Genomic DNA, 23,571 nt, shown 5'->3' with positions numbered 1-23,571 from the left:
CGGGGCGACGTGGGCGGGGGTCGCGTCGATTCCGCATCGTATGGTGGAGAGATGCCCGACACGGCTCACGGGATCACGACGGGCGCCGTCGCACGGCGCCTGGGCGTCTCCCCCACGACGGTGCGTTCCTGGGACCAGCGGTACGGCATCGGTCCCGCCGTACGCGCGGACGGACGGCACCGCCGGTGGAGTCCGGCGGACGTGGCGATGCTGGAGGAGATGTGCCGGCTCACGGCCTCGGGCGTCCCGCCCGCCGAGGCCGCGCGGGCCGCCCGGCAGGTGCGGCCCGGGGCGGCCCGGCCGACGGCGCCCCTGGAGGCTCCCCGGGCGGCGGTCCGGCGCGCCGGGCCCGGCGGCGGGCTGCCGCTGGGCGACGTGCGCCAGGAGTGCCGGGGGCTCGCCCGCGCCGCCGTGCGCCTCGACGGTCCGGCCATGGAGGCGCTGCTCCAGGAGGCGCTGGCGGAGCACGGTCTGGTCACCGCGTGGGAGGAGGTCATGGTCCCGACGCTGCACGCGGTCGGCCGCAAGTGGGAGTCCTCCGGGGACCGTTACGTCGAGGTCGAGCACCTGCTGTCCTGGCACGTCTCCACCGCGCTGCGGCGGGGTGCCGCCACCGGACCGGCGGCGACCCCCTCGCTCGCCCCGGTCCTCCTGGCCTGCGTCCCCGCCGAACAGCACACGCTGCCGCTGGAGGCGCTCACCGCGGGGCTCGCCGAACGGGGCCTGCCGACCAGGATGTTCGGCGCGGCCGTGCCCGCGGAGGCGGTCGACGCGGCGGTACGGCGCTTGGGCCCGGCCGCCGTGGTCCTCTGGTCCCAGGCGCGTTCCACCGCGCACCACGCCCTGGCCCGGCACGTCGCGGGCACGGAGTTCGGGGTGCGGGGCGCGCGCACGGCTCCCCTGGTCCTCCTCGCGGGCCCCGGCTGGCGCGGCCGGACGCCCGCCGTCGGCCTGGTCCGTCCCACGGGGCTGCGCGAGGCGCTCGACGTGATCTCGGGGCTGTACGGGGAGCCGCCGGGCGCGGCGGGCGAAGGCTGACCGGACGTGGGACCCCTCATGCCCGGGGGCCGGTGGCCATGACGGGCGCGAGGTCGTGGCGCATGCGCAGCAGACCGCGGCGCGCGTGGCTCTTGACGGTGCCCAGGGGCAGGCCGGTGCGGGCGGCGATCTGCGCCTGGGTCAGGTCGGCGAAGTAGGCGAGGGCCAGGACGTCGCGCTGGACCCGGGGCAGCCTGGCCAGCTGCTCGGTGACGACGATCCGGTCGAGGACCCGCTCCGGCTCCGCCTCCGGACGCTCCTCGTGCTCCAGGGCGGCGCCGAGGACGGCCGCGAGCTCGGTGCGGCGGGTGCGGGCGGTGAGCGCGTCGGCGATCTTCCGGCGCGCGATGCCGGTGAGCCAGGCGGGCAGCGTGCCCCGCTCGGGCCGGAAACCGGCCCGTCCGCGCCAGGCGGCGACGAACACCTGCTGGGTGATGTCCTCGGCCTCACGCGGGTCGCCCAGCGCCCGGGCGGCGAGGGCGTGGACCAGACGGCCCCAGCGGTGGTAGGCGGCGGCCAGACAGGACTCGTCGCCGAGGACCAGACCACGGGCGATGCGCTCGTCCGTGCTCCGGGTGTCGGCGGTCCGGTCGTCGACGGTCGGGGTGGCTGCGATCCGGTCGTCTCCGGTCCTGGTGGCGGTGGTCCGGTCGTCGACGGTCCGGTCGTCGGTGGTCCGGGTGGCGGTCATGGTGGTTCCTCCGGCGGGGGCGGCGTCGGGACCTCGCTCACCGGTCCCGTGCACCCTCACGTTCCGGCCGAATGTCCCACCCGGACAACTCGCATCGTTTGCGCGTCGATATCGCTCAGGGCCGGTCCCGGTCCGCCCGGAAGCGCGCCAGGGCGTCGGAGAGTTCGACCAGCGGTTCCGGGTAGTCGAGGGCGGCCCGTTCGAGTCCGACGAGCCGCCAGGGCTCGTGGACGGCGGGGCCTTCGAGTCCGGCGAGCTCCGGGACCCAGCGCCGCACGTAGCCGCCGTCCGGGTCGTACCGGCGGCCCTGCCGGACCGGGTTGAGGACGCGGTTCGGCCGGGTGTCGGTGCCCGTGCCCGCCGCCCACTGCCAGTTGAGCTGGTTGTTCGCGATGTCGCCGTCCACCAGCAGACCGAGGAAGTGGCGTGCCCCCTCCCGCCAGTCCACGCGGAGCGTCTTCGTCAGGAAGGAGGCCGTGAGCAGCCGGCCCCGGTTGTGCATCCACCCCTCGTGGGCGAGCTGCCGCATCGCGGCGTCGACGACGGGGTAGCCGGTCCGCCCCTCCCGCCAGGCGGCGAGGTCGGCCTCGGCGTCGGCGCCCCGCCGCCAGCGGTCGTGGCGCGGCCGGTAGTCCTCGGTCGCCGCCTCGGGGCGCGCGGCCAGCACCTGGTGGTGGAAGTCGCGCCAGCACAGCTGGCGTACGAACGCGTCGGCGCCCGCCCCGCCGCGCCGGCGCGCCCGCTGCACCGCCTCGGTCGCGGACAGGGTGCCGAAGTGGAGGTGCGGGGAGAGGCGGGAGGTGAGGTCGCCCGCCAGGTCGTCGTGGCCCTCCTCGTACGTGTCGACGTGGGCGGCCAGCCAGGAGGCGAGCCGCCCGCGCCCCTCGGTCTCGCCGCCGGCGGCGAGACCGGGCGACACGTCCGGGACCTCGGACCGGCGCGGCAGCGCCGCGGACCGCACCCCCGGGGGCACCCGTACCTCCTTCGGGGCGGGCAGCGGCGCGCGGACCGGCTCGGCGGCCCAGCGCCGGTGGTAGGGCGTGAACACGGCGAAGTGGTCCGATCCGTGCGGGAGGACGTCGCCGGGCGGTACGACGGTGACGACGCCGTCGTGCACGTACAGCCGGCGTCCGTCGCCCTCCAGCGCCTCGCGGAGCCGCGTCTCCCGCGCCCGGGCGAAGGCGGTCACGCCCGCGGCGAGGTGCACCTCGTCGGCCTCGGCCTCCCGTACCAGGGCCAGGACCTCGGACACGGTGTCGCCCTCCCGCACCACGAGGCGGCCGCCGCGCCGCGCGAGCCCGCGGTCCAGGTCGGCGAGGCAGTCGGCGAGGAACGCGAGCCGGTTGGGCGCGGCGAAGCCCGCCCGGTCCACGGCCGGGTCGCGGACGAACACCGGCACGACCTCCCGCGCCCCCTGGACCGCGGCCCTGAGCGGCGGATGGTCGTGGACCCTGAGGTCGGAGGTGTACAGAACGACGGAGACGGTCATCGCGTCCTCCCTGCTGGGCCGCCGTCCGCGAGCCCGCGTCGGCGGTGTACTGATGTCACACCCGTGCACCCGCGGTTCCCCCGCGACACGCGTTCCGGATGCACCCGGGACGAGAACGGCCGAAGACAGCGGTCGCCCGCTCCGTGCGGTCGAACGGGGCCGGGTTCTGCCCCAGAATGCGGGGCATGGAGAGCTGGAGGCCGCCGGAGAGCGGGCTGTTCGTGGGGCGGGGCCGGGCCGTCGGGGAGCTGGGCGCCCTGCTGTCCGCCCGTCCTCTCGTGACGCTGGTGGGCATGGGCGGCATCGGCAAGTCCCGGCTCGCCGCGCGGGTGGCCGAGGAGTACGGACCGGGCGGGTTCGCCGCCGTCCACTGGGTCCCGCTCTGGTCCCTGACCGGCCCCGCCCTGTTCACCTCGCTGGTCGCCGACGCCTGCGGTCTGTCGGACCACTCGGCGGGCGATCCGGCCGACACGCTGGCCGAGTGGATCGGCTCGCGCCGCGTCCTGCTGGTCCTGGACTCCTGCGAGCACGTCCTCGGCGCCTGTGCCGCGCTGGTCCGCGTCCTCCTCGCGCGCTGCCCGGCGCTCGTGGTGCTCGCGACCAGCCGTGAGCCGCTGGGGGTGGACGGCGAGACGCGGTTCCCGGTGGGCCCGTTGGACCCCGACTCCGAGGCGGTGGAGCTGTTCGCCGCGCGTGCGGCGGGCGTCGGCGTGCGGTGGACGCGGCCCGAGGAGTTCGTGGCCGCCGCCGACGTGTGCCGCTGGCTGGAGGGGGTGCCGCTGGCACTCGAGCTGGCCGCCGGGCATCTGCGGGAGCGGCCGGTGTCCGCGATGGCCCGGCTGTTGCGCGGCCGGCTCGCGCTCGACCGGGGCCCGGAGAGCCGGGTCCAGCCGGCCCGTCACCGGGCGTTGCGGACCACGATCGGGTGGAGCCACGAGCTGTGCGAGCCCCATGAACGCCTGCTGTGGGCGCGCCTTTCGGTCTTCCGCTCGGGCGCCACGGTGGAGGACGTGACGCGGGTCTGCCGCGGCGGACCGCTGACCGACACGGTGCTGGCCCGCGCGCTCGACGGGCTGGCCCGCAAGAGCGTCGTCACGCTGACCGACGGCCGGGTGCACCTGTACGACACGGTGCGCGAGTACGGGGCGCTGTGGCTGGCGGAGCTCGGCGAGACGCGTGCGACGGGCACCCGGCACGCGCTGCGCTTCCATGAACTGGCCCTGACCGCCGAGGAGTCCTGGTGGGGGCCGGGGCAGGCGGAGACGACGGCGCGGCTGGCCGACGGCTACGGCGACCTGTGCGCGGCACTGGAGCACCTGCTGGCGACGGACCCGCAGCGGGCGGCCGAACTGGCGGGCGCGGTCGGCTTCTTCTGGGGGTGCTCGGGGCATCTGCACGAGGCCACGCACTATCTGGAGGAGTGCCTGCGGCTGGTCGCCGGACCCTCGGCGGTGCTGGCGCGGCTGTGCTGGGCGCTGGGGGTGGTGCGGTGCCTGCGGGGCGAGTACGACACGGCGGCGCGGCTGGCGGGCCGGGCCGACGAGGAGGCGGTACGGGCGGGGGACGCGACGCTCCTCGCGGACGCGGCGTATCTGCGCGGCCTGGTGATGCTGCTGCGGGGCGAGCCCCGCAACGCGCTGGCCGTCGCCGACCGCGCGCTCGCCGGCCCGGCGTCCGGCCCGGCGGCGGCGGCCCGGTGCCGGCTGGTGCGGGTCTTCGCCCTGACGGCCTCCGGCGCCCTGCCGAGGGCCCGGGCGGCGGCCGAGGCGCTGCGGGACGACTCCGTCGAGGCGGGGGAGCACTGGACGCGCTCCTACACGGAGTACCAGCTGGCGGTGATAGCGCTGTTCGAGGAGCGCGCGTCCGACGCCGCCGCGCACTCCCGGGCGATGCTGCGCGACAAGCGCCTCATCGGCGACTCCTTCGGGCTGGGCCTGGGGCTCGACCTGCTGGCGGTCGCCCTGGCGGCGCTGGAGCGCGGCGAGGAGGCGGCGGTCGCGTACGGGGCGGGCCAGGTGTTCTGGGAGAGGGTGGGGCATCCCCAGCGGGGTACCCCCGAGTTGAAGCCCCTGCGGCAGCGGGCCGAGCGGGCGGCCCGCCGCCAGATCGGCGACGGCGCCTACGACACCGCGTACCAACTGGCCCGGATCGCCGACCCGTTCAGGACGCTGGACACGATGCTGGCCGGTTAGCGGGGAGGCGGGCCGGTCCGCCCGCGTGACGCCCCCGCTCCCGCCCCCGCCGCCGTCGACCGGCGGGAACCTACCGCCGTCCACGCCGAGGGACCCGGCGGCGGAACCGGCCGGGCGGGCCCTGCTCCGGGAGGGCCGGCTCCCGCCCGTACGAGGGGATCCGGCCGCCCTGGTCGCGGCCCCGGCGCCGCCGGGCCGGGCGCGCCGATGCCCGTCCGCCGAACCGGGCCGCCGCCCGACGCGCGTGCCGGGGTCACGCGCGTGCCGGGGTCACCGGCCCGCGTGCGGGCGTCCGTCCGGCCGCTCGCCTACCTCGTGTCCGGCAGGCCAGTCGCCTCGTCCGGGCGTCGCCCGCTCTCGGCCTCGGCGGTCCGGGCGATGTTCCGGGCCATGCCGCCGAAGACCACGGCGTGGAACGGGGCCACACTCCACCAGTACGCCTGCCCCGCGAGGCCCCGGGGGTGGAAGAGCGCCCGCTGCCGATAGGAGGTGCGGCCCCGCTCGTCGCGGTCGACGCCCATTTCCAGCCAGGCGAGTCCGGGCAGGCGCATCTCGGCCCGGAGGCGGAGCAGCCGGCCCCGGTCGATCTCCTCCACCCGCCAGAAGTCCAGCGCGTCACCGGCCCGGAGGCGCGCGGCGTCCCGGCGCCCCCGGCGCAGCCCCACGCCGCCCACGAGCCGGTCGGCCCAGCCCCGTACGGCCCAGGCCAGCGGGAACGAGTACCAGCCGTTCTCGCCGCCGACGCCCTCGATGACCCGCCACAGCGCCTCCGGACCGGCGTCGACGACCCGCGAGCGTTCGTCGGTGTAGAGGCTGCCGCCCGCCCAGTCGGGGTCGGTCGGCAGCGGGTCGCTCGGCGCGCCGGGCGTGCCGGCGGAGGACCAGCGGGTGGTGACCTCGGCGTCCCGGACCCGGCGCAGCGCGAGCCGCAGCGACTCGTCGAAGGTGAGGGGCTCCCCCGGGCCGTCCGGGACGTACCGGGTGAGGTCGTCCTCGGTACGGACGACCTCGTGCCGGAGCGATTCGGCGAGGGGCCGCGCCAGGGCGGCGGGGACCGGGGTGACGAGCCCGATCCAGTGGCTGGACAGCCGGGGCGTCAGCATCGGCACGGAGACGATGAGGCGCTTGGGCAGCCCGGCGACCCGCGCGTACCGCAGCATCATCTCCCGGTACGTGAGGACGTCGGGGCCCGCGATGTCGAAGGTCCTGCTGACGTCCGGGGGCAGGGCGGCACTGCCCACCAGGTACCGCAGCACGTCGCGGACGGCGATGGGCTGGACCCGGCTGCCGACCCAGCTCGGCGTGACCATGACGGGCAGCCGCTCGGTCAGGTACCGCAGCATCTCGAAGGAGGCCGACCCGGAGCCGATGACGACGGCCGCCCGCAGGACGGCGGTGGGGACGCCCGAGCCGAGCAGGATGCGCCCGACCTCGGTGCGGGACCTCATGTGCGGCGAGAGCTCCGCGTCCGGCACGCCGCGCGGGGCGAGGCCGCCCAGGTAGACGAGGCGCCGCACACCGGCGGCCCTGGCCTCGGCGGCGAAGGTGCGGGCGGCGAGCCGGTCCGTGTCCTCGAAGTGCGTCGTCGAGGCCATCGAGTGGACGAGGTAGTAGGCGATGTCGACCCCGTCGAACGCCGCCCGCAGGCCCTCGGCGTCGGTGACGTCCCCCCGCACCGTCTCCACCCGCCCGGACCAGGGGAAGTCCCGCAGTCTGTCCGGGTGCCGGGCGAGACACCGCACCCGGTACCCCTGGTCGAGCAGTTCCGGCACGAGCCGCCCACCGATGTACCCGCTCGCACCGGTCACCAGACAGAGGGCCCCCTCGGAGGGGCGGGGAATGTCCATGCGCTGATCCGTTCCACCGATGTCCGTGACGTGACCGCCTGTGTCGATACTTCGCCGCGACGGGGCTCTTCGGATGCGGCGAAGGGCCGGATCCGCCCTTGCGGCTCGGCCGGGACTGGGCCGGGGCTCGGCCGGGGCCCGGCCGATGCTCAGCCCAGGAAGCTCAGCCGGACCTGCCGTACGGGGTTGTCCTTGTTGGTGTCGACCAGGCAGATCGACTGCCAGGTCCCCAGCTCCAGGCGCCCGCCGAGCACCGGCACCGTCGCGTGCGGCGGGATCAGGGCCGGGAGGACGTGGTCTCGGCCGTGGCCCGGGGAGCCGTGCCGATGCTGCCAGCGGTCGTCGGCGGGGAGCAGCTGGTGGAGGGCGGAGAGGAGGTCGTCGTCGCTGCCGGAGCCGGTCTCCAGGATGGCGAGGCCCGCGGTGGCGTGCGGGACGAAGAGGTTGAGGAGGCCGTCGGCGCCCTGGGCGGTGCGGCTGAGGAAGTCCTCGCAGTGGCGGGTGAGGTCGGTGACGGTCTCCGTGGAGCCGGTGGTGAGGCTGAGGACCGTGGTGCTGAAGGGCATGGCCCCATCCTGCCGTTCACGGGCCGGGATCGCGCGTCCACGCTCCGAGACACCGTTGACCCGGCGCGGAACGGCTCGCTACGTTCGCGGCATGTTGCGTACAGCCCTGCTCACCACGCGCGGTCACATCGACCTGCTGCGGGTGGCCTCCGCCGCGTGTCGTCGCGGCCGCTGACGTCTCCCTCTCCCTCCCTCCTGTCCAGGACCTTCCGGGGCCTCCTGACGTCCTGACGCGGTGCCGGCCGCGGGCGCGTGCGCGGTGGCGTGCGCGGGTCCGTGAGCGCTGACGCGTACCCCTGGACCCTCCCTTCGCCACGTCGCGCACGCCTTCCCTCCGAGGGCGGCGTGCGCGCTCCCGAAAGGCAGCTGCCGTGATGGCGACCGACCTTCCCCGGGCCGTGATCGTGCGCGGTCTGACCCGCTCCTTCGACGGGCGCGCCGTCGTCGACGGGCTCGATCTGAGCCTGCCCGCCGGGCAGTTCGCGGCGCTGCTGGGACCTGCCGGCTGCGGCAGGTCGACGCTGCTGCGCGTGCTCGCCGGGTACGACCGCGAGGTCGGCGGCACCGTCCTGGTGCCGCGCCGCCGGGCCCTCGTGGCCCGGGCGCCTCGCCTGCTGCCGTGGAAGCGGGCGCGGCACGGCACGCCGCCCGGCCCGGCGGGCCGACGGGTCTCGCTGGACCGGGCGTTGGCCCGGGATCCCGATCTCCTGCTGCTCGACGATCCGTTCGGGTCTCCGGACGCGCGGGCCGCGTCGGCGGCCCGGCGCCGGGTGCGGGAGTGGTGGGAACGGGGCGGGCGCACCGTGCTCCTGGTCACCGACGACGTCGACGAGGCGCTGCTGCTCGCCGACCGGGTGCTCGTCATGCGCGGCGGGGTCGTCGCGTACGACGCGCCGGTCGCCCTCGACCGTCCGCGCTCCCCCGCCGACCCGGCCTTCGCCGCCCGGCGCGCCCGTCTGCTCGCCGCGCTCGGGGCCGCGGCGGACTCGCCCGTACCTCGGGCCGCCTGACCCGGCCCCCGCCTTCCGCTCCGCCATCCACCCGCCGCCGTCGGTCGCCCCGGCGCGCGGCCACCGAAAGGGCAGCTCCCGATGACCGTCCATCTCCACTGGTTCCTGCCGACCGGCGGCGACGGCCGCACCCTCGTCGACCGGCACGTGTACGGCGACGGCGGCATCGGCCGCACGAGCGGGGTGCGGGCCCCCGACATCGAGTACCTGGCGCAGATCGCCAAGGCGGCCGAGCGGCTGGGGTTCGAGGCGGTCCTCACGCCGACCGGGACCTGGTGCGAGGACTCCTGGCTGACCACCGTCGCGCTCGCCCAGCACACCGAACGGCTCAAGTTCCTGGTGGCGTTCCGGCCAGGGGTCGTCTCCCCCGTCCTCGCGGCCCAGATGGCGGCGACGTACCAGCGGATCACCCGTGGCCGGCTGCTGCTCAACGTGGTGACCGGCGGCGACTCGGCCGAGCAGCGGCGCTACGGCGACTTCCTGGGCCACGACCGGCGCTATGAGCGGACCGCCGAGTTCCTGCGGGTGGTGCGCGGGGTGTGGAGCGGGCAGCCGTACGACTTCGAGGGCGTCCACTACCAGGTGGAGGGCGGCCTGACCGCGCTGCCGCCGGACCCGCTGCCGGAGATCTTCTTCGGCGGCTCCTCGGCCGCCGCCGGTCCGGTCGCCGCCGAGCACGCGGACGTCTATCTGACCTGGGGCGAGCCGCCGTGGCAGGTGAAGGAGAAGATCGACTGGATCCGGCGGCTGGCGGCGGAGCGGGGCCGCGAGGTGCGGTTCGGCATCCGGCTGCACTCCATCTCCCGCGACTCCGCGCGCGAGGCGTGGGCGACGGCGGACCGGCTGCTCGCCGATCTCGACGCGGAGACGGTGGCCACGGCCCAGGCGGCGCTGGGCCGCAGCGAGTCGGTGGGCCAGCAGCGGATGCTGGCGCTGCACGGCGGCGGCACGCTGGACCGGGACCGGCTGGAGATCGCGCCGAACCTGTGGGCGGGCGTGGGGCTGGTGCGCGGCGGGGCGGGGACGGCGCTCGTGGGCAGCCACGGGGACGTGGCCGACCGGATCGAGGAGTACCACGACCTGGGCGTCGAGCACTTCGTGCTGTCGGGCTATCCGCACCTGGAGGAGGCGTACTGGTTCGGTGAGGGCGTGACACCGGAGCTGGCGTCGCGCGGTCTGCTGCCGGCCGTCCCCCCGTCGCCGCTGCTCGGCGTCCCGGCGGCGAACGGCCGCCCGGCCTCGGCACCGGGCGGGGCTCCGCTGCTGGTGTCCGGCAACGGACGGTAGCCGGCCGGCGCCCGTGGCCTCGCGGGGCGGGCCGGGAAGATCCCCGCCCCGCCCACGGTTGGTGGAACCGTGAACGATTTCGGGGTACACGAAGTGGACGTGGTCGTCGTCGGCGCCGGGCAGGCGGGCCTGTCCGCCGCCTACCACCTGCGGCGCACGGGGTTCGAGCCCGACCGGGACTTCGTGGTCCTCGACCACGCCCCGCGCCCGGGCGGCGCCTGGCAGTTCCGGTGGCCCTCGCTGACGTACGGCAAGGTCCACGGGATGCACGCGCTGCCCGGCAAGGAGCTGGCCGGGGCGGACCCCGCCCGGCCCTCCTCCGAGGTGATCGGCGGCTACTTCGCCGACTACGAGGAGACCTTCGGGCTGCGGGTGCACCGCCCGGTGGAGGTGTCGGCGGTCCGCGAGGGCGAGGGCGGGCGGCTGCGCGTCGAGACCTCCGAGGGTGTGTACGCCACCCGCGCCCTGATCAACGCCACCGGCACCTGGGACCGCCCCTTCTGGCCCCGCTACCCGGGGCAGGAGACCTTCCGGGGCCGCCAGCTGCACACCGCCCGGTACCCCGGGCCCGAGTCCTTCGCGGGGCAGCGGGTGATCGTCGTCGGCGGCGGCGCGTCCGGCACCCAGCACCTGATGGAGATCGCCGAGGTCGCCGCGGAGACCACCTGGGTCACCCGCCGCGAGCCCGTCTACCGCGAGGGCCCGTTCGGCGAGGTCGAGGGCCGGGCGGCGGTCGCCCTCGTCGAGGAGCGGGTGCGGCGCGGGCTGCCCCCGCAGAGCGTCGTGTCGGTCACCGGCCTCCCCCTGAACGACGCCGTCCGCTCCGCCCGCGCGCGCGGCGTCCTGGACCGCCTGCCCATGTTCGACCGGATCACCCCGACCGGGGTGGCCTGGGACGACGGGCGGACCGTCGAGGCGGACGTGATCCTGTGGGCGACCGGCTTCCGCGCCGCGATCGATCACCTGGCGCCGCTGCGGCTGCGCGAGCCGGGCGGCGGCATCCGGGTCGAGGGCACCAGGGCGGTCCGGGACGAGCGCGTCCACCTGGTCGGCTACGGCCCCTCGGCCTCGACCATCGGCGCCAACCGTGCCGGGCGGGCGGCGGTCGGCGAGATCGAGCGGCTCCTCAGGCGCGCCCCGCGGCCCGTCGCCGCTCGTTGAACTCGGCCACGTTGGCCTGGTGCTCCGGGTAGCTCGCGGTGAAGCGGGTGTCGCCCGGCTCGACCGTCACGAAGTAGAGCCAGTCGCCGTCGGCCGGGGCGAGCGCCGCCGCCATCGCCGCGTCGCCCGGGTTCCCGATGGGCGACGGGGGCAGGCCCCGGCGCTCGTAGGTGTTGTACGGGCTGTCGACGCGGGTGTCCTGGTGGGTGGTGTCCACGGTGTCGCGCCCCAGCGCGTAGTTGATCGTGGAGTCCATCTGGAGGGCCATGCCCTGGCCGAGCCGGTTGTAGACGACCCTCGCCACCTTCGCCATGTCCTGCGCGCTGTCGGCCTCGGCCTGCACGATGCTCGCGATGATCACGGTCTGGTGGACGCTCATCCCGTGCCGCCGGGCGCCCTCGGTGACGTGCTCGCCGCCGAAGCGCCTGCCCGCCGTGTCGACCATGTAGCGCAGCAGGCCCTGCGGGGTGGTGGCCTTCACCACCGGGTAGGTGGCGGGGAACAGGTAGCCCTCCGGGTTGCCCCCGGCGGCGGGCGGCAGGGGCAGACCGGTGGCCCGCGCCTGGGCGGTCCTGCGGGTGGTGCCCGCCGGCAGGCCCAGTGAGCGGTCGACGGCCGCGTACACCTCTCCGGCCCGCCAGCCCTCCGGGATGAGCAGGGTGCGCTGCTTCTCGGCCGCGGGCCGCTCCTGTCCGCCGAGCAGCAGCGGCACGGTGACCGCGGCGACCGCGACGAGGACGGCGCCCAGAAGGAGCGCGAGGCGGCCGCGCCGGGTCAGGCGGGTGCGGCGGCGACGGCGCTCGGGCTGCCAGGACCGGTACGTCATGGGCGCACGCTAACCCGGTGCGTCCGCGAATCCGGGGAGCGCCGGACACGCGGCGGCGCCGCCGGTCCCCTGGGACGGGGGGCCGACGGCGCCGCTTTCCTGCCGGGCGTGAGGGTCAGACGAGCCAACCCAGGAAGTGGAGGACGCCGGCGAGCAGGTTGGTGATGACGTTCATGTGGGTGTTTCTCCTCGTACAGAGCTTTCTGTGGGACTGCGCGGTCGCGGTCTGCAGCCCGTCGTTCGCGCTCCGTAATCATCCGACGCCGTACGGGAGTTGGGCAACGAAAACCGGCACGATCACACGTTCTGGGGAACAACCGCTCCCACGTTCGTGTGTTCGTCCCGGCGCACCAGTGCCGCGTAGCGTCCGTCCCGGGCGAGGAGCTCCTCGTGGGTGCCGCGCTCGGCGATCCGTCCGGCTTCGAGGACGACGATCTGGTCGGCGTCGCGGACGGTGGACAGCCGGTGCGCGATGGTGATGGTGGTGCGGCCGGCGGAGAGGGAGTCGATGGCCCGCTGGACCGCGTGCTCGGTGCGGGTGTCGAGGGCGCTGGTCGCCTCGTCGAGGATGAGCACGGGCGGGTCGCGCAGGATGGTGCGGGCGATGGCGAGGCGCTGCTTCTCGCCGCCGGAGAAGCGGTAGCCGCGTTCGCCGACGAGGGTGTCGTAGCCGTCGGGCAGCGAGGCGATGTGGTCGTGGATCTGGGCGGCGCGGGCGGCGGCCTCGATCTCCTCGTCGGTGGCGTCGGGCTTGGCGAAGCGCAGGTTGTCGGCGACGGAGGCGTGGAAGAGGTAGGTCTCCTGGGAGACCACGCCGACGGCCCGGGCGAGGGTGTCGAAGCCGAGGTCGCGCACGTCGGTGCCGTCGAGGGTGACGCGCCCGTCGGTGACGTCGTAGAGCCGGGGCACCAGGTAACTGAGGGTGGACTTGCCGGAGCCGGTGGGGCCGACGACGGCGAGGCTGCCGCCGGCGGGGACGGTGAGGTCGATGCCGTCGAGGGTGGGGCGGCCCTCGCCCTCGGGGTCGTAGCGGAAGCCGACCTTCTCGAAGACGATCTCGCCGGAGACGTGCGCCGGGCGGACCGGCTCGGCGGGCTCGGTGATCTCGACGGGCAGGTCGAGGTACTCGAAGATGCGCTGGAAGAGGGCGAGCGAGGTCTGCATCTGCACGCCGGTCGACAGCAGGCTCACGGCGGGCCGGAACAGGCCCTGCTGGAGGGAGACGAAGGCGACGAGCGTGCCGAGGGAGACGGCGGGTCCGCCGGCCTGGAGGGCGAGGCCCGCGGCCCAGTAGATCAGCGCGGGCATGGCGGCCATCACGATGCCGATGGTGGACATGCGCCAGCGCCCGGCCATGGAGGAGCGCACTTCGAGGTCGACGAGGCGCTCGGACTCCTCGGCGAAGGACCTGGTGAGCGAGTCGGCGCGGCCCATGGTGCGGCCGAGCAGGATGCCGCTGACGGAGAGGGACTCGGTGACGGTGGCGGCCATGGCCGCCATCTGCTTCTGCCGGTGCGTGGTGATGCGCTTGCGCTCGCGTCCCACCCGGCGGCTGATCCAGACGAAGACGGGCAGCAGGAGCAGGGAGACGAGGGTGAGCCGCCAGTCCAGCGCGAGCATGGCGACGACGGTGGCGACGACGGCGGTGAGGTTGGAGACGAGGGAGGTGGCGGTCGAGGTGACCGTCGCCTGCATGCCGCCGATGTCGTTGGCGATCCGGGACTGGACCTCGCCGGTGCGGGTGCGCGTGAAGAAGGCCAGCGGCATCCGCTGGAGCTGGGCGTAGACCGCGGTCCGCAGGTCGTGCATGACGCGCTGGCCGACGGTGGTGGAGATCAGGGTCTGGAGCACGCCGAAGACCCCGGAGACCACGGCGGTGACGATCATGCCGAGGGCGAGCAGGCTGAGCAGCCCGGTGCGCCCCTGGGGGATCGCGGTGTCCAGGATCTCCTTCAGGAGGAAGGGCGAGGCGATGGAGACCAGGGACGACGCGCCGACCAGCAGGCCGACGACGGCGAGGCGGCCCCGGTAGGGGCGGAAGAGGCGCAGGATGCGCCGCAGTTGCGCGGGCTCCTCGGGGCGCCCGGCTTCACGGGAGGGAGGCGTCCAGGTGGACTCGTCGTGCGGATGCATGGGCTCCTACGAGGGTTCGATGACAGATGTGGCCGAGCACATCGGAGCATAGCTCATTGTTACCTATACTCACAATGAACATGGTCCTGATAGTATTCCCCGCATGAGCACCTCCGATCGCACCCCCGATCGCGCCCCCGACCCCGACGGCCTCCTCGCCGAGCAGCTGCTCCGCCTGACCCGCCGGCTCCAGCGCGCCCACAAGGGGTACATGGAGCCGGTCGGCATCACCCCCGCCCAGTTCCGGCTGCTGCGGACGGTCGCGCACTACGAGGAGCCGCCCCGCATGGCGGACCTCGCGGCCCGGCTCGAAGTGGTCCCCCGGGCCGTGACCAGCCTCGTCGACGGCCTGGAGGCGGCCGGCCGGGTGCGCAGGGCGCCCGATCCGCACAATCGCCGGGTCGTGCGGATCGAGCTCACCGACGCCGGACGCGACACGCTGAGGGAGCTGCGCAGCGCGCGCCGCGCCGCCGCAGAGGAGATGCTGGCCCCACTGACCGTCGAACAGCGCGAGGTGCTCGGAGGTCTGCTGTCCGCCCTCGTCGACCGCGGTCCGGGGCGCGCCTGCTGAGACCGCGGCACGGCCTCGCCGGAGGGGAGCCCTGGCCATGCCCGTACTGGAGCCGAACCCGCAGGCCCTGCGATCCGGTACACCGCGACGGGCGGCGCCCGACCGGGTGCCGGACCTCCAGGCCCGCGGCACGCCCAAGCACCTGCGCGAGGAGCTGACCGCCGTCCTCGGGCCCGGCAAGGTGCTGTCGAAGATCTCGGACCTGGTGCGGTACGCCTCCGACGCGAGCCCCTACCGGTTCGTGCCGCAGGTCGTGGTGGTGGCCGAGGACATCGACGACGTGTCCGCCGTCCTCTCGTACGCGCACGGCAAGGGCCGCGAGGTCGTGTTCCGGGCCGCCGGGACCAGCCTCAACGGGCAGGCGCAGGGCGAGGACATCCTGGTCGACGTGCGCCGCCACTGGGCGGGCGTCGAAGTCCTGGACGGCGGCGCCCGGGCCCGGATCCGCCCCGGCACGACGGTGGTCCGCGCCAACGCGGCGCTGGCGCCGTACGGCAGGGTCCTCGGGCCCGACCCGGCCAGCGCGATCGCCTGCACGATCGGCGGCGTGGTCGCCAACAACGCCTCCGGCATGACGGCCGGGACCACCCGGAACTCGTACCGCACGGTCGCCTCGCTCACCTTCGTGCTGCCGAGCGGCACCGTCGTCGACACCGCCGACCCGGCGGCCGACGACGAGCTGGCCCGCGCCGAACCGCGGCTCTGCGCGGGGCTGCTGGCCCTGAAGGCGGACATCGAGGCGGACCTGGAGCTCACCGCGCGGATCCGCGCCAAGTACGCCATCAAGAACACCAACGGGTACCGCCTCGACGCCTTCCTCGACGCCGACACCCCGGTCGGGATCCTGCGCGGTCTGATGGTCGGCTCCGAAGGCACCTTCGGGTTCATCTCCGAGGTCGTCTTCGACACCCTGCCGCTGGACCGGAAGGTCAGCACCGCCCTGCTCTTCTTCCCGTCCCTGCCGGCCGCGGCGGCGGCCGTGCCCCTCTTCAACGACGCGGGCGCCCTGGCCGTCGAGCTGATGGACGGCAACACCCTGCGCGCCTCGGTGAAGGTGCCCGGAGTGCCGGCCGACTGGGCCGAGCTGCCCAAGGAGACGGCCGCGCTCCTCGTGGAGTTCCGCGCGCCCGACGAGGCCGGGCAGGAGGCGTACGAGGAGGCCGCGGCCCGGGTCCTGGAAGGGCTCGCGCTGGTCGCCCCGGTCGCCTCCGTGACCAACGCCTTCACCCGGGACGCCGGGACCGTCTCCGGCTACTGGAAGGCCCGCAAGGCCTTCGTGACGGCGGTCGGCGGCTCGCGGCCCTCCGGCACGACGCTGATCACGGAGGACTTCGCGGTGCCGCCCGCCCGGCTCGCCGAGGCCTGCGCCGAGCTCCTCGAACTCCAGGCGCGGCACGGCTTCGACGCCGCCGTCGCCGGCCACGCCGCCCACGGCAACCTGCACTTCCTGCTCGCCTTCGACGCCGGCGACCCCGCCGACGTCGAGCGGTACGCCGGCTTCATGGACGACTTCTGCAAGCTGACCGTGGAGCGCTTCGACGGCTCCCTGAAGGCCGAGCACGCCACCGGCCGCAACATCGCGCCCTTCCTGGAGCTGGAGTGGGGACCCAAGGCGACGGAACTGATGTGGCGGACCAAGGAGGTCATCGACCCCGACGGGCTCCTCGCCCCGCGGATCGTCCTGGACCGCGACCCGCAGGCCCATCTGCGCGGCCTGAAGACCATTCCGACGGTGGAGCCGATCGCCGACCCGTGCATCGAGTGCGGCTTCTGCGAACCCACCTGCCCCAGCCACGACCTGACCACCACTCCGCGCCAACGGATCGTGCTGCGGCGGGAGATGATGCGCCAGGCGGACGGCTCCCCGGTCGAGAGCAGCCTCCTGGAGTCGTACGGCTACGACGCCGTCGACACCTGCGCCGGCGACTCCACCTGCAAGCTGGCCTGCCCGGTCGGGATCGACACGGGCGCCCTGATGAAGGAGTTCCGGCACCAGCGGCACTCCCCGCGCGAGGAGCGGATCGCCGCGCTCACCGCGACGCACTTCCGCGCCGTGGAAGCCGCGGCGCGGCTGGCCGTGGGCGCCGCCGAACGCGTCGGGGACCGGCTGCTCGGCTCCGTGACGGGACTCGCCCGCAAGGCCGTGCGGCCCGATCTCGTACCGGAGTGGCTGCCCGAGATCCCCGGCGCCGCCCCCCGCCGGCTGCCCCGCACCCACCGGCCGGCCGCCGTCGCCGTCTACTACCCGGCGTGCGTGAACCGCATCTTCGGCAACCCCGAGGGCCACCGGGGCCCGTCGCTGCCCGAGGCGGTCGTGGCGCTCTCCGCCCGCGCCGGGCGGCCGGTGTGGATCCCCGACGACGTCGCGGGCACGTGCTGCGCGACGATCTGGCACTCCAAGGGCTACGAGCGCGGCAACGAGGTGATGGCCAACCGGATCGTCGAGGCGGCCTGGGGCTGGACGGCGGGCGGGCGCCTTCCGCTGGTCGTCGACGCCTCGTCGTGCACGCTCGGCATCGCGCACGAGGTGGTGCCGTACCTCACCGACGACAACCGCGCGCTGCACGCCGAACTGACCGTGCTCGACTCACTGGTGTGGGCGGCGGACGAACTGCTGCCGCGGCTCGACGTACGGCACCGGGTCGGCTCCGCCGTCGTGCACCCCACCTGCTCCATGCGCCACTTGGGCGACGAGGACCGGCTGACCGCGCTCGCCGGGGCGTGCGCGGAGGAGGTCGTCGTCCCCGAGGACGCCGGCTGCTGCGCCTTCGCGGGCGACCGGGGCATGCTGCACCCCGAACTGACCGCGTCGGCGACCGCGAAGGAGGCGGCGGAAGTGACGGCCCGGCCCTTCGACGCCCATCTGTCGGCGAACCGGATGTGCGAGATCGGCATGGACCGGGCGACCGGCCGCAGCTACTACTCCGCCCTCCTGGAACTGGAGCGCGCCACCCGGCCGTGAGCCCGGACGCCGCGCGTCGCGGGGGCGGGACGATCCCGCCCCCGCGACGGGGCACCGGGTCAGGGGGCTACTGCGGCGGGGTGTCCTGCGGCGGCCGGTCCGCGCCCAGCTGCTCCTTGAGCTTGTCCTGGGCGGTGTCGACCTGGCCGCTGTACTTGCCCTGGGTCTTCTCGTCGACGAAGTCACCGGCCTTGTCGACGCCCTGGCCGGCCTTGTCCTCGTGACCCTTCAGCATCTGCTTGAGCTTGTCCATCACGCTCATCCGAGCCTCCTTGGCGGGCTGTGCTCCCCTCCAGGATCACCGCTCGCGGGCCGTACCGCATCCGCTCAGCAGCGCCGCAGGTCCTCCACGAGGGTGCCCTGGACGGTCTTCAGCGAGCGGTCGTAGCAGCCCCCGGAGCCGTACAGGCGATAGCGCTCGGCGCTGGTGCCGACCGCGTGCCGCTGCTCGCGCGGGACGCCGAGGGTGAACGCGGCGTCGCCGGTGTACGTGTCGTCGAGCCGCGACCAGGACAGGCGGCGGCCGTCGCGGACGACGTCCACGGAGGACCGGTCGCCGACGGTGAGGACGGTCCGCAGGCGGTTGCCGGCGTCCACGGTGATCTCGCCGTCCATGGTGTACGCGCGATGGGTGCGGGTCGCGGTCCGGCCGACGGTCACCGTCTCGTCGTCGGTCCAGGACGCGGTGAGCGCGTCCGGGTTCTCGTCGGCGCCCCAGCGGTGCGCGGAGCGGTGGCCGACGGTGCGGGTGACGGTGGTGACGACCCGGCCGTGCGAGGTGTTCAGGTGCCCGGAGACGGTGAGGGTGTGTCCGCCGGTGGTGTCCAGGCGGTCCGGCGAACCGGGCGTGTGGACCGAGGAGTTGCGTGGGGTGCCGGCCTCGTGCCGGTCGAGGGCGCCGGTGACGACCGTGCTGCCCCGGTCCTGCCACAGGAGCACGTTGGCGGGGACGCTCCAGCCGGACTGGCCGGCCGGGACGCCGGCCACGCCGACCTCGACGCGGTGGGCGCGCCCGTCGTTGAGGACGGCCGCGAAGGGGGTGAGGTCGTAGACGACGGGCTGCACGTCGAAGGCGCGCGGCGCGGGGGTCACGTACCAGAGGAAGGGGTTGGACCAGCCGCCGGTCCAGACGTGCGGGAAGGGGGCGGCGATGCCGGCGAGCCGCCCGTCGACGGAGATCCGCACCTCGCGGTACGGCCCGTCGGTGGCCTTGCAGGAGTAGGGCGCGGCGTCGGGGACGGTGAGGTACCAGAACTCCTCGCAGCCGCCGCCGGAGCCGGTGGCGTACACCTCGGCCAGGATCCGCTCGGTGTTGCGCGGGGTGGTGAGCGTGCCGCCGGTGAGCGGCAGGACGCGGTCGGGGGTGCCGGCGGCGGGCTTCGCCTCGCCCCGCGCGGTGTGGAAGGTGAGCGTGACGCGGACGTCGATGACGCCGGTGTACGTGTCGTCGACGACGTTGCCGATGAGCATCTCGACGGGCTGGGGCCGGCTGAGGGTGTCGCGGTAGCGGGTGACGTCCTTCTCGACCGCCCAGGTGATGCCGTCGGGCGAGGGCTCGGGGGTGGAGGTGCGGAGGATCTCGACGCCGCCGACGGAGAGGTGTCCGAGCCGGTCGTACTGGCGCCCCTTCACCTTGCCTTCGAGACGCAGGACCACCTTGTTCCAGCGGGTGCCGCACTCCTCGGGCGGGGTGTAGCTCCCCTGGTACGGGGTGAAGTCGCGGAACTGGGCGGCGGCGAGGGTCACTTCGCAGTTGCGGGTGCCGGGCGTGGCGACCGGCGGCGCGGCGGTGAGCGGGTCGTGCCAGTCGGTGGTGAACTCGGCCGGCGGGGTCGGGGCCTCGTCCGCGTGCGCCGCGGGGGCGGCGAGCAGCAGTCCGGCGGCCAGGGTGAGGCCGCCGATCATGCTCATGATCTTCCGTTGTCTCATGGGTCGTGAGTGAAGCGTGCGCTTCCGGACGGGGTCCAGAGGGCGTGGGTCCGGCTTGGCCGGAACTGTGCCCGGTTGCCAGAAAATCGATTGCCCGAAGCGGCCCGCCCGGGCGAGGCTGGATCGGTTCGAGACCTCACCGGACCGGTCCGACGGACCGGTCGAAAGCCCTGGGACATCATGCAGATTCGCGATCTACCGTACGCCGACCCAGGGGTCCCGGACATCCGCTCAGGCGGCAGGTTCCTCCTCTGGCTTGGCCGCAGACAGCTCGGCGGGCAGGTGAAGTGCCTGCTGTGGGGCCTGCTGTTCCAGCTCGGCATCGCCGGTCTGCCGATCGGCGTGGGCATCGCCGTACAGGCGGTCGTGGACCGCGACGGCGGCGGCCTGGCGCTGGGCGTGGGACTGCTGGTCCTGCTCGGGGTGGCGATCGCGGCCGGGGACACGATGGCCCACCGGGTCGCCGTCACCAACTGGATCACCGCCGCCGCCCGCGTCCAGCAGCTGCTCTCCCGCAAGACCGCCGAGCTCGGTGCCGTGCTGACCCGGCGGGTCGCGGCCGGCGAGGTGGTGGCCGTGTCGACCTCGGACGTCGAGAAGATCGGCTGGTTCGTCGAGGCCGCCTCCCGCTTCGCGGCCGCCGCCGTCTCGCTGGTCGTGGTCTGCGTCGGGCTCGTGCTCTACCAGCCCGACCTCGGCGTGGTCGTGGCCCTGGGCGTCCCCGTCCTCGCGCTCGCCGCGCTGCCGCTGCTCCCCCGCGCCACCCGCCGGGCGGACGCGCAGCGCGAGAAGGCGGGCCGGGCCACCGAGCTGGCCTCCGACACCGTCGCCGGCCTGCGGGTGCTGCGCGGCATCGGCGGCGAGGAGCTGTTCCTGGGCCGCTACCGGGCCGCCTCCCAGGAGGTGCGCGAGGCCGCCGTGCACAGCGCCCGGATGTGGGCGCTGATCGCGGCCGTCCAGGTGCTGCTGCCGGGACTGCTGCTGCTCGTCGTCGTGGTGTACGGCGCGCGGCTGGCGCTCGACGGGCGCATCTCGGTGGGCGAACTGGTCACCGTGTACGGCGCGGTGGCGCTCACCCACCACCCCTTGCGCAACTTCGAGGAGATCGCCATGGCGTACTCCTTCTCGCGTCCCTCCGCCAAGCGGGCTGCCCGGGTGCTGGCCCTGGCGCGCACGACGACGGTCCGCCCCGAGGCCGCCGCCACCGGTCCCGGCCGGGAGCTGCCCGCGGGCGATCTGTACGACCCGGTCACCGGAGTGCTGGCCCCGTCCGGCCGGTTCACCGCCGTGGTGTGCGGCGACCCGGACGTGGCCGGACGGCTCGCGGACCGGCTCGGCGGGCACCCGCCGGAGCCGGGCGAGGACCACGCCTCGGTGCTGCTCGGCGGCGTCGCGCTCGACGAGCTGACGCTCGACGCCGCCCGGACGGCCGTCCTGGTCCAGGACAAGGACCCGGTGCTGCTCTCGGGCACCCTGCGGGAGCTGCTCGACGTGCCGTCCTCCGGGGCGGTCGCGGCGCGGGCGGCGCTGGACGCGGCCCAGTGCGGGGACGTCCTCGACGCCCTCGCCCAGGCCTCCGTCGACACCGGGGGCGACCCGATGCGCACCCGGATCACCGAGCGCGGCCGGTCGCTGTCCGGCGGCCAGCGCCAGCGGCTCGCCCTGGCCCGCTCCCTGGTCACCGACCCGGAGGTGCTGGTCCTGGACGAGCCGACCTCGGCGGTGGACTCGCACACCGAGTCCCGGGTGGCGGCCGGGATCAAGGGGCTGCGCGCGGGCCGCACGACGGTGGTGCTGGCCTCCTCGCCGCTGCTGCTCGACCTCGCCGACCGGGTGGTCCTGGTCCACGAGGGCGCGGCGGTCGCGGTCGGCACCCACCGGGAGCTGCTCGCGGACGAGCCCCGCTACCGGGCCGTCGTCACGCGCTCGCCCGACGAAGAACCCGCCGAACTCGCCGGGCCCGCCCGTGCGGACGGGCGGGACCGGCTCGCGGAGCTGGACGACGTGCTGGAAGAAGAGCTGGAAGGAGAGTCGGCATGATCGGCCTGGCGCCACCGGAGTACGACCCGGCGGCACCCCAGTCGGCGACGACGCTGCCGGTGGGCGGCGGAGCGACGGTGCGGGCGTACGTGCGGGACCTGCTGCGCCGTCATCGTGGGGCGTTCGCCCTGCTCGTCGGGGTGAACACCGTCGCGGTGCTCGCCTCGATGGCCGGCCCCTATCTGCTCGGCTCGGTCGTCGAGCGGCTGACGGACGGGGCCCGTGAGCTGCATCTGGAGCGTACGGCGGCCCTGTTCGCCGTCGCCCTGCTGATCCAGACGGTGTTCACCCGGCTGGTGCGGCTGCGCGGGGCGATGCTCGGCGAGGAGATGCTGGCCGATCTGCGCGAGGACTTCCTGGTGCGCTCGGTCGCCCTCCCGCCGGGCGTCCTGGAGCGGGCCGGGACGGGCGACCTGCTCTCCCGGATCACCACCGACATCGACCGGCTCGCCAACGCGATGCGGGAGGCGGTGCCGCAGCTCGTCGTCGGCGTGGTGTGGACGGGCCTGCTGGTCGGCGGCCTCGCGGTGACCGCCCCGCCGCTGGCGCTCGCGCTGGTGTGCGCGGCGCCGCTGCTGATCGTGGGCTGCCGCTGGTACTTCCGCCGGGCCCCCTCGGCGTACCGCTCGGAGGCCGCCGGGTACGCGGCGGTGGCCGCCGCGCTCGCGGAGACCGTGGACGCGGGCCGCACGGTCGAGGCGCACCGGCTCGGCGGGCGCCGGATCGAGCTGTCGGACCGGCGGATCGGCGAATGGACCCGTTGGGAGCGGTACACGCTGTACCTGCGCTCGGTGCTCTTCCCGGTCGTCGACCTGACGCACACCGTGGTGATCGCCTCCGTGCTGCTGATCGGCGGGGTGTTCGTCCTCCAGGGCTGGATGGACGTGGGCCAGCTGACCACCGGGGCGCTGCTCGCCCAGATGCTGGTCGACCCGATCGGGATCATCCTGCGCTGGTACGACGAGCTCCAGGTCGCCCAGGTGTCGCTGGGCCGGCTCGTGGGCGTCCGGGAGATCGAGCCCGAGGCGGGCGACGGTTCGCTGCGCCCCGAGGGGCGGGCGGTCCGCGCCGACGAGGTGCGCTTCGGGTACCGCGAGGGCGTGGACGTGCTGCACAAGGTGTCGATGGACGTCGCGCCGGGCACCCGGCTCGCCCTGGTCGGACCGTCGGGGGCCGGCAAGTCGACGCTCGGGCGGCTGCTCGCCGGCATCTACGCCCCGCGGGCCGGTTCGGTCACGCTCGGCTCGGCCGAGCTGGCCCGGATGCCCGCCGAGCGGGTCCGCGAGCACGTGGCCCTGGTCAATCAGGAGCACCACGTCTTCGTCGGCTCGCTCCGGGACAACCTGCTGCTCGCGCGGGCGGGCGCCGGGGACCCCGAGCTGTGGGACGCGCTGGGCGCGGTGGACGCGGACGGCTGGGCGAAGGCCCTCGACGCGGGCCTCGACACCGAGGTCGGCTCGGGCGGTCTGGCGCTCACCCCGGCCCAGGCCCAGCAGGTCGCGCTCGCCCGGCTCGTCCTCGCCGACCCGCACACGCTGGTCCTGGACGAGGCGACCTCGCTGCTCGACCCGCGGGCGGCCCGCCATCTGGAGCGCTCGCTGGCCAAGGTCCTGGACGGCCGGACGGTCGTCGCCATCGCGCACCGGCTGCACACGGCGCACGACGCCGACCTGATCGCGGTGGTCGAGGGCGGCCGGATCAGCGAGCTGGGCAGCCACGAGGAGCTGGTGGCGGCGGACGGGGCGTACGCGGCCCTGTGGCGCTCCTGGCACGGGTAGCCGAGCGGTCTCGCCGAGGCCACGCGGAAGGGGCCGCCCCGGTCGAACCGG

Annotated in this window: 17 protein-coding genes; 9 read left to right on the top strand and 8 right to left on the bottom strand. The window is 75.0% G+C overall.

The genetic code is table 11. The annotated features are described in order from the left end of the window. Positions 1 to 51 precede the first annotated feature (51 nt). On the top strand, positions 52 to 1,038 hold the full coding sequence (locus tag AB0Q96_RS13020; RefSeq protein WP_365324622.1) for a MerR family transcriptional regulator: 987 nt from the start codon (positions 52 to 54) through the stop codon (positions 1,036 to 1,038). Positions 1,039 to 1,054: 16 nt separating this feature from the next. Here the strand turns inward: AB0Q96_RS13020 and AB0Q96_RS13015 are convergent, their stop codons facing one another. Further along, positions 1,055 to 1,729 (bottom strand): sigma-70 family RNA polymerase sigma factor, encoded by a 675-nt coding sequence (locus tag AB0Q96_RS13015; RefSeq protein WP_365324620.1) that lies wholly within the window; start codon positions 1,727 to 1,729, stop codon positions 1,055 to 1,057. A gap of 115 nt (positions 1,730 to 1,844) precedes the next feature. Beyond that, positions 1,845 to 3,218, bottom strand: coding sequence for a deoxyribodipyrimidine photo-lyase (locus AB0Q96_RS13010; protein WP_365324618.1), 1,374 nt, complete (start codon positions 3,216 to 3,218; stop codon positions 1,845 to 1,847). Positions 3,219 to 3,403: 185 nt separating this feature from the next. Here AB0Q96_RS13010 and AB0Q96_RS13005 point away from each other — a divergent pair, with 185 nt between their 5' ends. Next, positions 3,404 to 5,410 (top strand): NB-ARC domain-containing protein, encoded by a 2,007-nt coding sequence (locus tag AB0Q96_RS13005; RefSeq protein WP_365324616.1) that lies wholly within the window; start codon positions 3,404 to 3,406, stop codon positions 5,408 to 5,410. A 308-nt stretch (positions 5,411 to 5,718) separates the two neighbouring features. Here AB0Q96_RS13005 and AB0Q96_RS13000 read toward each other — a convergent pair whose 3' ends face one another. Continuing rightward, on the bottom strand, positions 5,719 to 7,257 hold the full coding sequence (locus AB0Q96_RS13000) for an SDR family oxidoreductase (protein ID WP_365324614.1): 1,539 nt from the start codon (positions 7,255 to 7,257) through the stop codon (positions 5,719 to 5,721). A gap of 149 nt (positions 7,258 to 7,406) precedes the next feature. After that, positions 7,407 to 7,823 (bottom strand): secondary thiamine-phosphate synthase enzyme YjbQ, encoded by a 417-nt coding sequence (locus AB0Q96_RS12995; protein ID WP_365324612.1) that lies wholly within the window; start codon positions 7,821 to 7,823, stop codon positions 7,407 to 7,409. 374 nt (positions 7,824 to 8,197) lie between these two features. Between AB0Q96_RS12995 and AB0Q96_RS12990 the strand changes: the two genes are divergently transcribed. From AB0Q96_RS12990 to AB0Q96_RS12980, 3 genes are all read left to right on the top strand, one after another. Then, positions 8,198 to 8,833: an ATP-binding cassette domain-containing protein gene (locus tag AB0Q96_RS12990; RefSeq protein WP_365324610.1), complete on the top strand. Its 636-nt coding sequence runs from the start codon at positions 8,198 to 8,200 to the stop codon at positions 8,831 to 8,833. 81 nt (positions 8,834 to 8,914) lie between these two features. Next, a complete protein-coding gene (locus AB0Q96_RS12985; RefSeq protein WP_365324608.1) occupies positions 8,915 to 10,120 on the top strand; it encodes an LLM class flavin-dependent oxidoreductase in 1,206 nt (401 codons plus the stop codon). A 69-nt stretch (positions 10,121 to 10,189) separates the two neighbouring features. Beyond that, on the top strand, positions 10,190 to 11,281 hold the full coding sequence (locus AB0Q96_RS12980; RefSeq protein WP_365324606.1) for an NAD(P)-binding domain-containing protein: 1,092 nt from the start codon (positions 10,190 to 10,192) through the stop codon (positions 11,279 to 11,281). On the opposite strand, the gene mltG is transcribed toward AB0Q96_RS12980, so the two are convergent. After that, entirely contained in the window at positions 11,247 to 12,107 is an 861-nt protein-coding gene (gene mltG, locus AB0Q96_RS12975) for an endolytic transglycosylase MltG (RefSeq protein ID WP_365324604.1), read from the bottom strand. The two genes, AB0Q96_RS12980 and mltG, sit on opposite strands and share 35 nt — an antisense overlap. 297 nt (positions 12,108 to 12,404) lie before the next feature. Then, on the bottom strand, positions 12,405 to 14,240 hold the full coding sequence (locus AB0Q96_RS12970) for an ABC transporter ATP-binding protein (RefSeq protein WP_365324602.1): 1,836 nt from the start codon (positions 14,238 to 14,240) through the stop codon (positions 12,405 to 12,407). 103 nt (positions 14,241 to 14,343) lie between these two features. On the opposite strand from AB0Q96_RS12970, the gene AB0Q96_RS12965 reads away from it, so the two are divergent. Both AB0Q96_RS12965 and AB0Q96_RS12960 read left to right on the top strand, forming a co-directional pair. After that, positions 14,344 to 14,811 (top strand): MarR family transcriptional regulator, encoded by a 468-nt coding sequence (locus tag AB0Q96_RS12965; protein WP_365324600.1) that lies wholly within the window; start codon positions 14,344 to 14,346, stop codon positions 14,809 to 14,811. A gap of 37 nt (positions 14,812 to 14,848) precedes the next feature. Then, positions 14,849 to 17,773, top strand: coding sequence for an FAD-binding and (Fe-S)-binding domain-containing protein (locus tag AB0Q96_RS12960; protein WP_365324598.1), 2,925 nt, complete (start codon positions 14,849 to 14,851; stop codon positions 17,771 to 17,773). A 67-nt stretch (positions 17,774 to 17,840) separates the two neighbouring features. Here AB0Q96_RS12960 and AB0Q96_RS12955 read toward each other — a convergent pair whose 3' ends face one another. Then, a complete protein-coding gene (locus AB0Q96_RS12955) occupies positions 17,841 to 18,035 on the bottom strand; it encodes an antitoxin (RefSeq protein ID WP_365324596.1) in 195 nt (64 codons plus the stop codon). 65 nt (positions 18,036 to 18,100) lie between these two features. Beyond that, positions 18,101 to 19,702, bottom strand: a complete 1,602-nt coding sequence (locus tag AB0Q96_RS12950) for a peptide-N4-asparagine amidase (RefSeq protein WP_365324594.1) — start codon at positions 19,700 to 19,702, stop codon at positions 18,101 to 18,103. Between the two features lie 180 nt (positions 19,703 to 19,882). Here AB0Q96_RS12950 and AB0Q96_RS12945 point away from each other — a divergent pair, with 180 nt between their 5' ends. Then, on the top strand, positions 19,883 to 21,742 hold the full coding sequence (locus AB0Q96_RS12945) for an ABC transporter ATP-binding protein (protein WP_365324592.1): 1,860 nt from the start codon (positions 19,883 to 19,885) through the stop codon (positions 21,740 to 21,742). Next, positions 21,739 to 23,520 carry an ABC transporter ATP-binding protein gene (locus AB0Q96_RS12940; protein ID WP_365324590.1) on the top strand — a complete coding sequence of 594 codons (1,782 nt, stop codon included), beginning with the start codon at positions 21,739 to 21,741 and terminating at the stop codon, positions 23,518 to 23,520. Before AB0Q96_RS12945 ends, AB0Q96_RS12940 begins: the two co-directional genes overlap by 4 nt. Positions 23,521 to 23,571: the final 51 nt, after the last annotated feature.

It is taken from the genome of Streptomyces sp. NPDC093111 (genome assembly GCF_040683955.1).
Lineage (GTDB): Bacteria > Actinomycetota > Actinomycetes > Streptomycetales > Streptomycetaceae > Streptomyces.
Note: the sequence above shows the minus strand (reverse complement) of the source record. Positions and strands in the feature narration are given on the sequence as shown.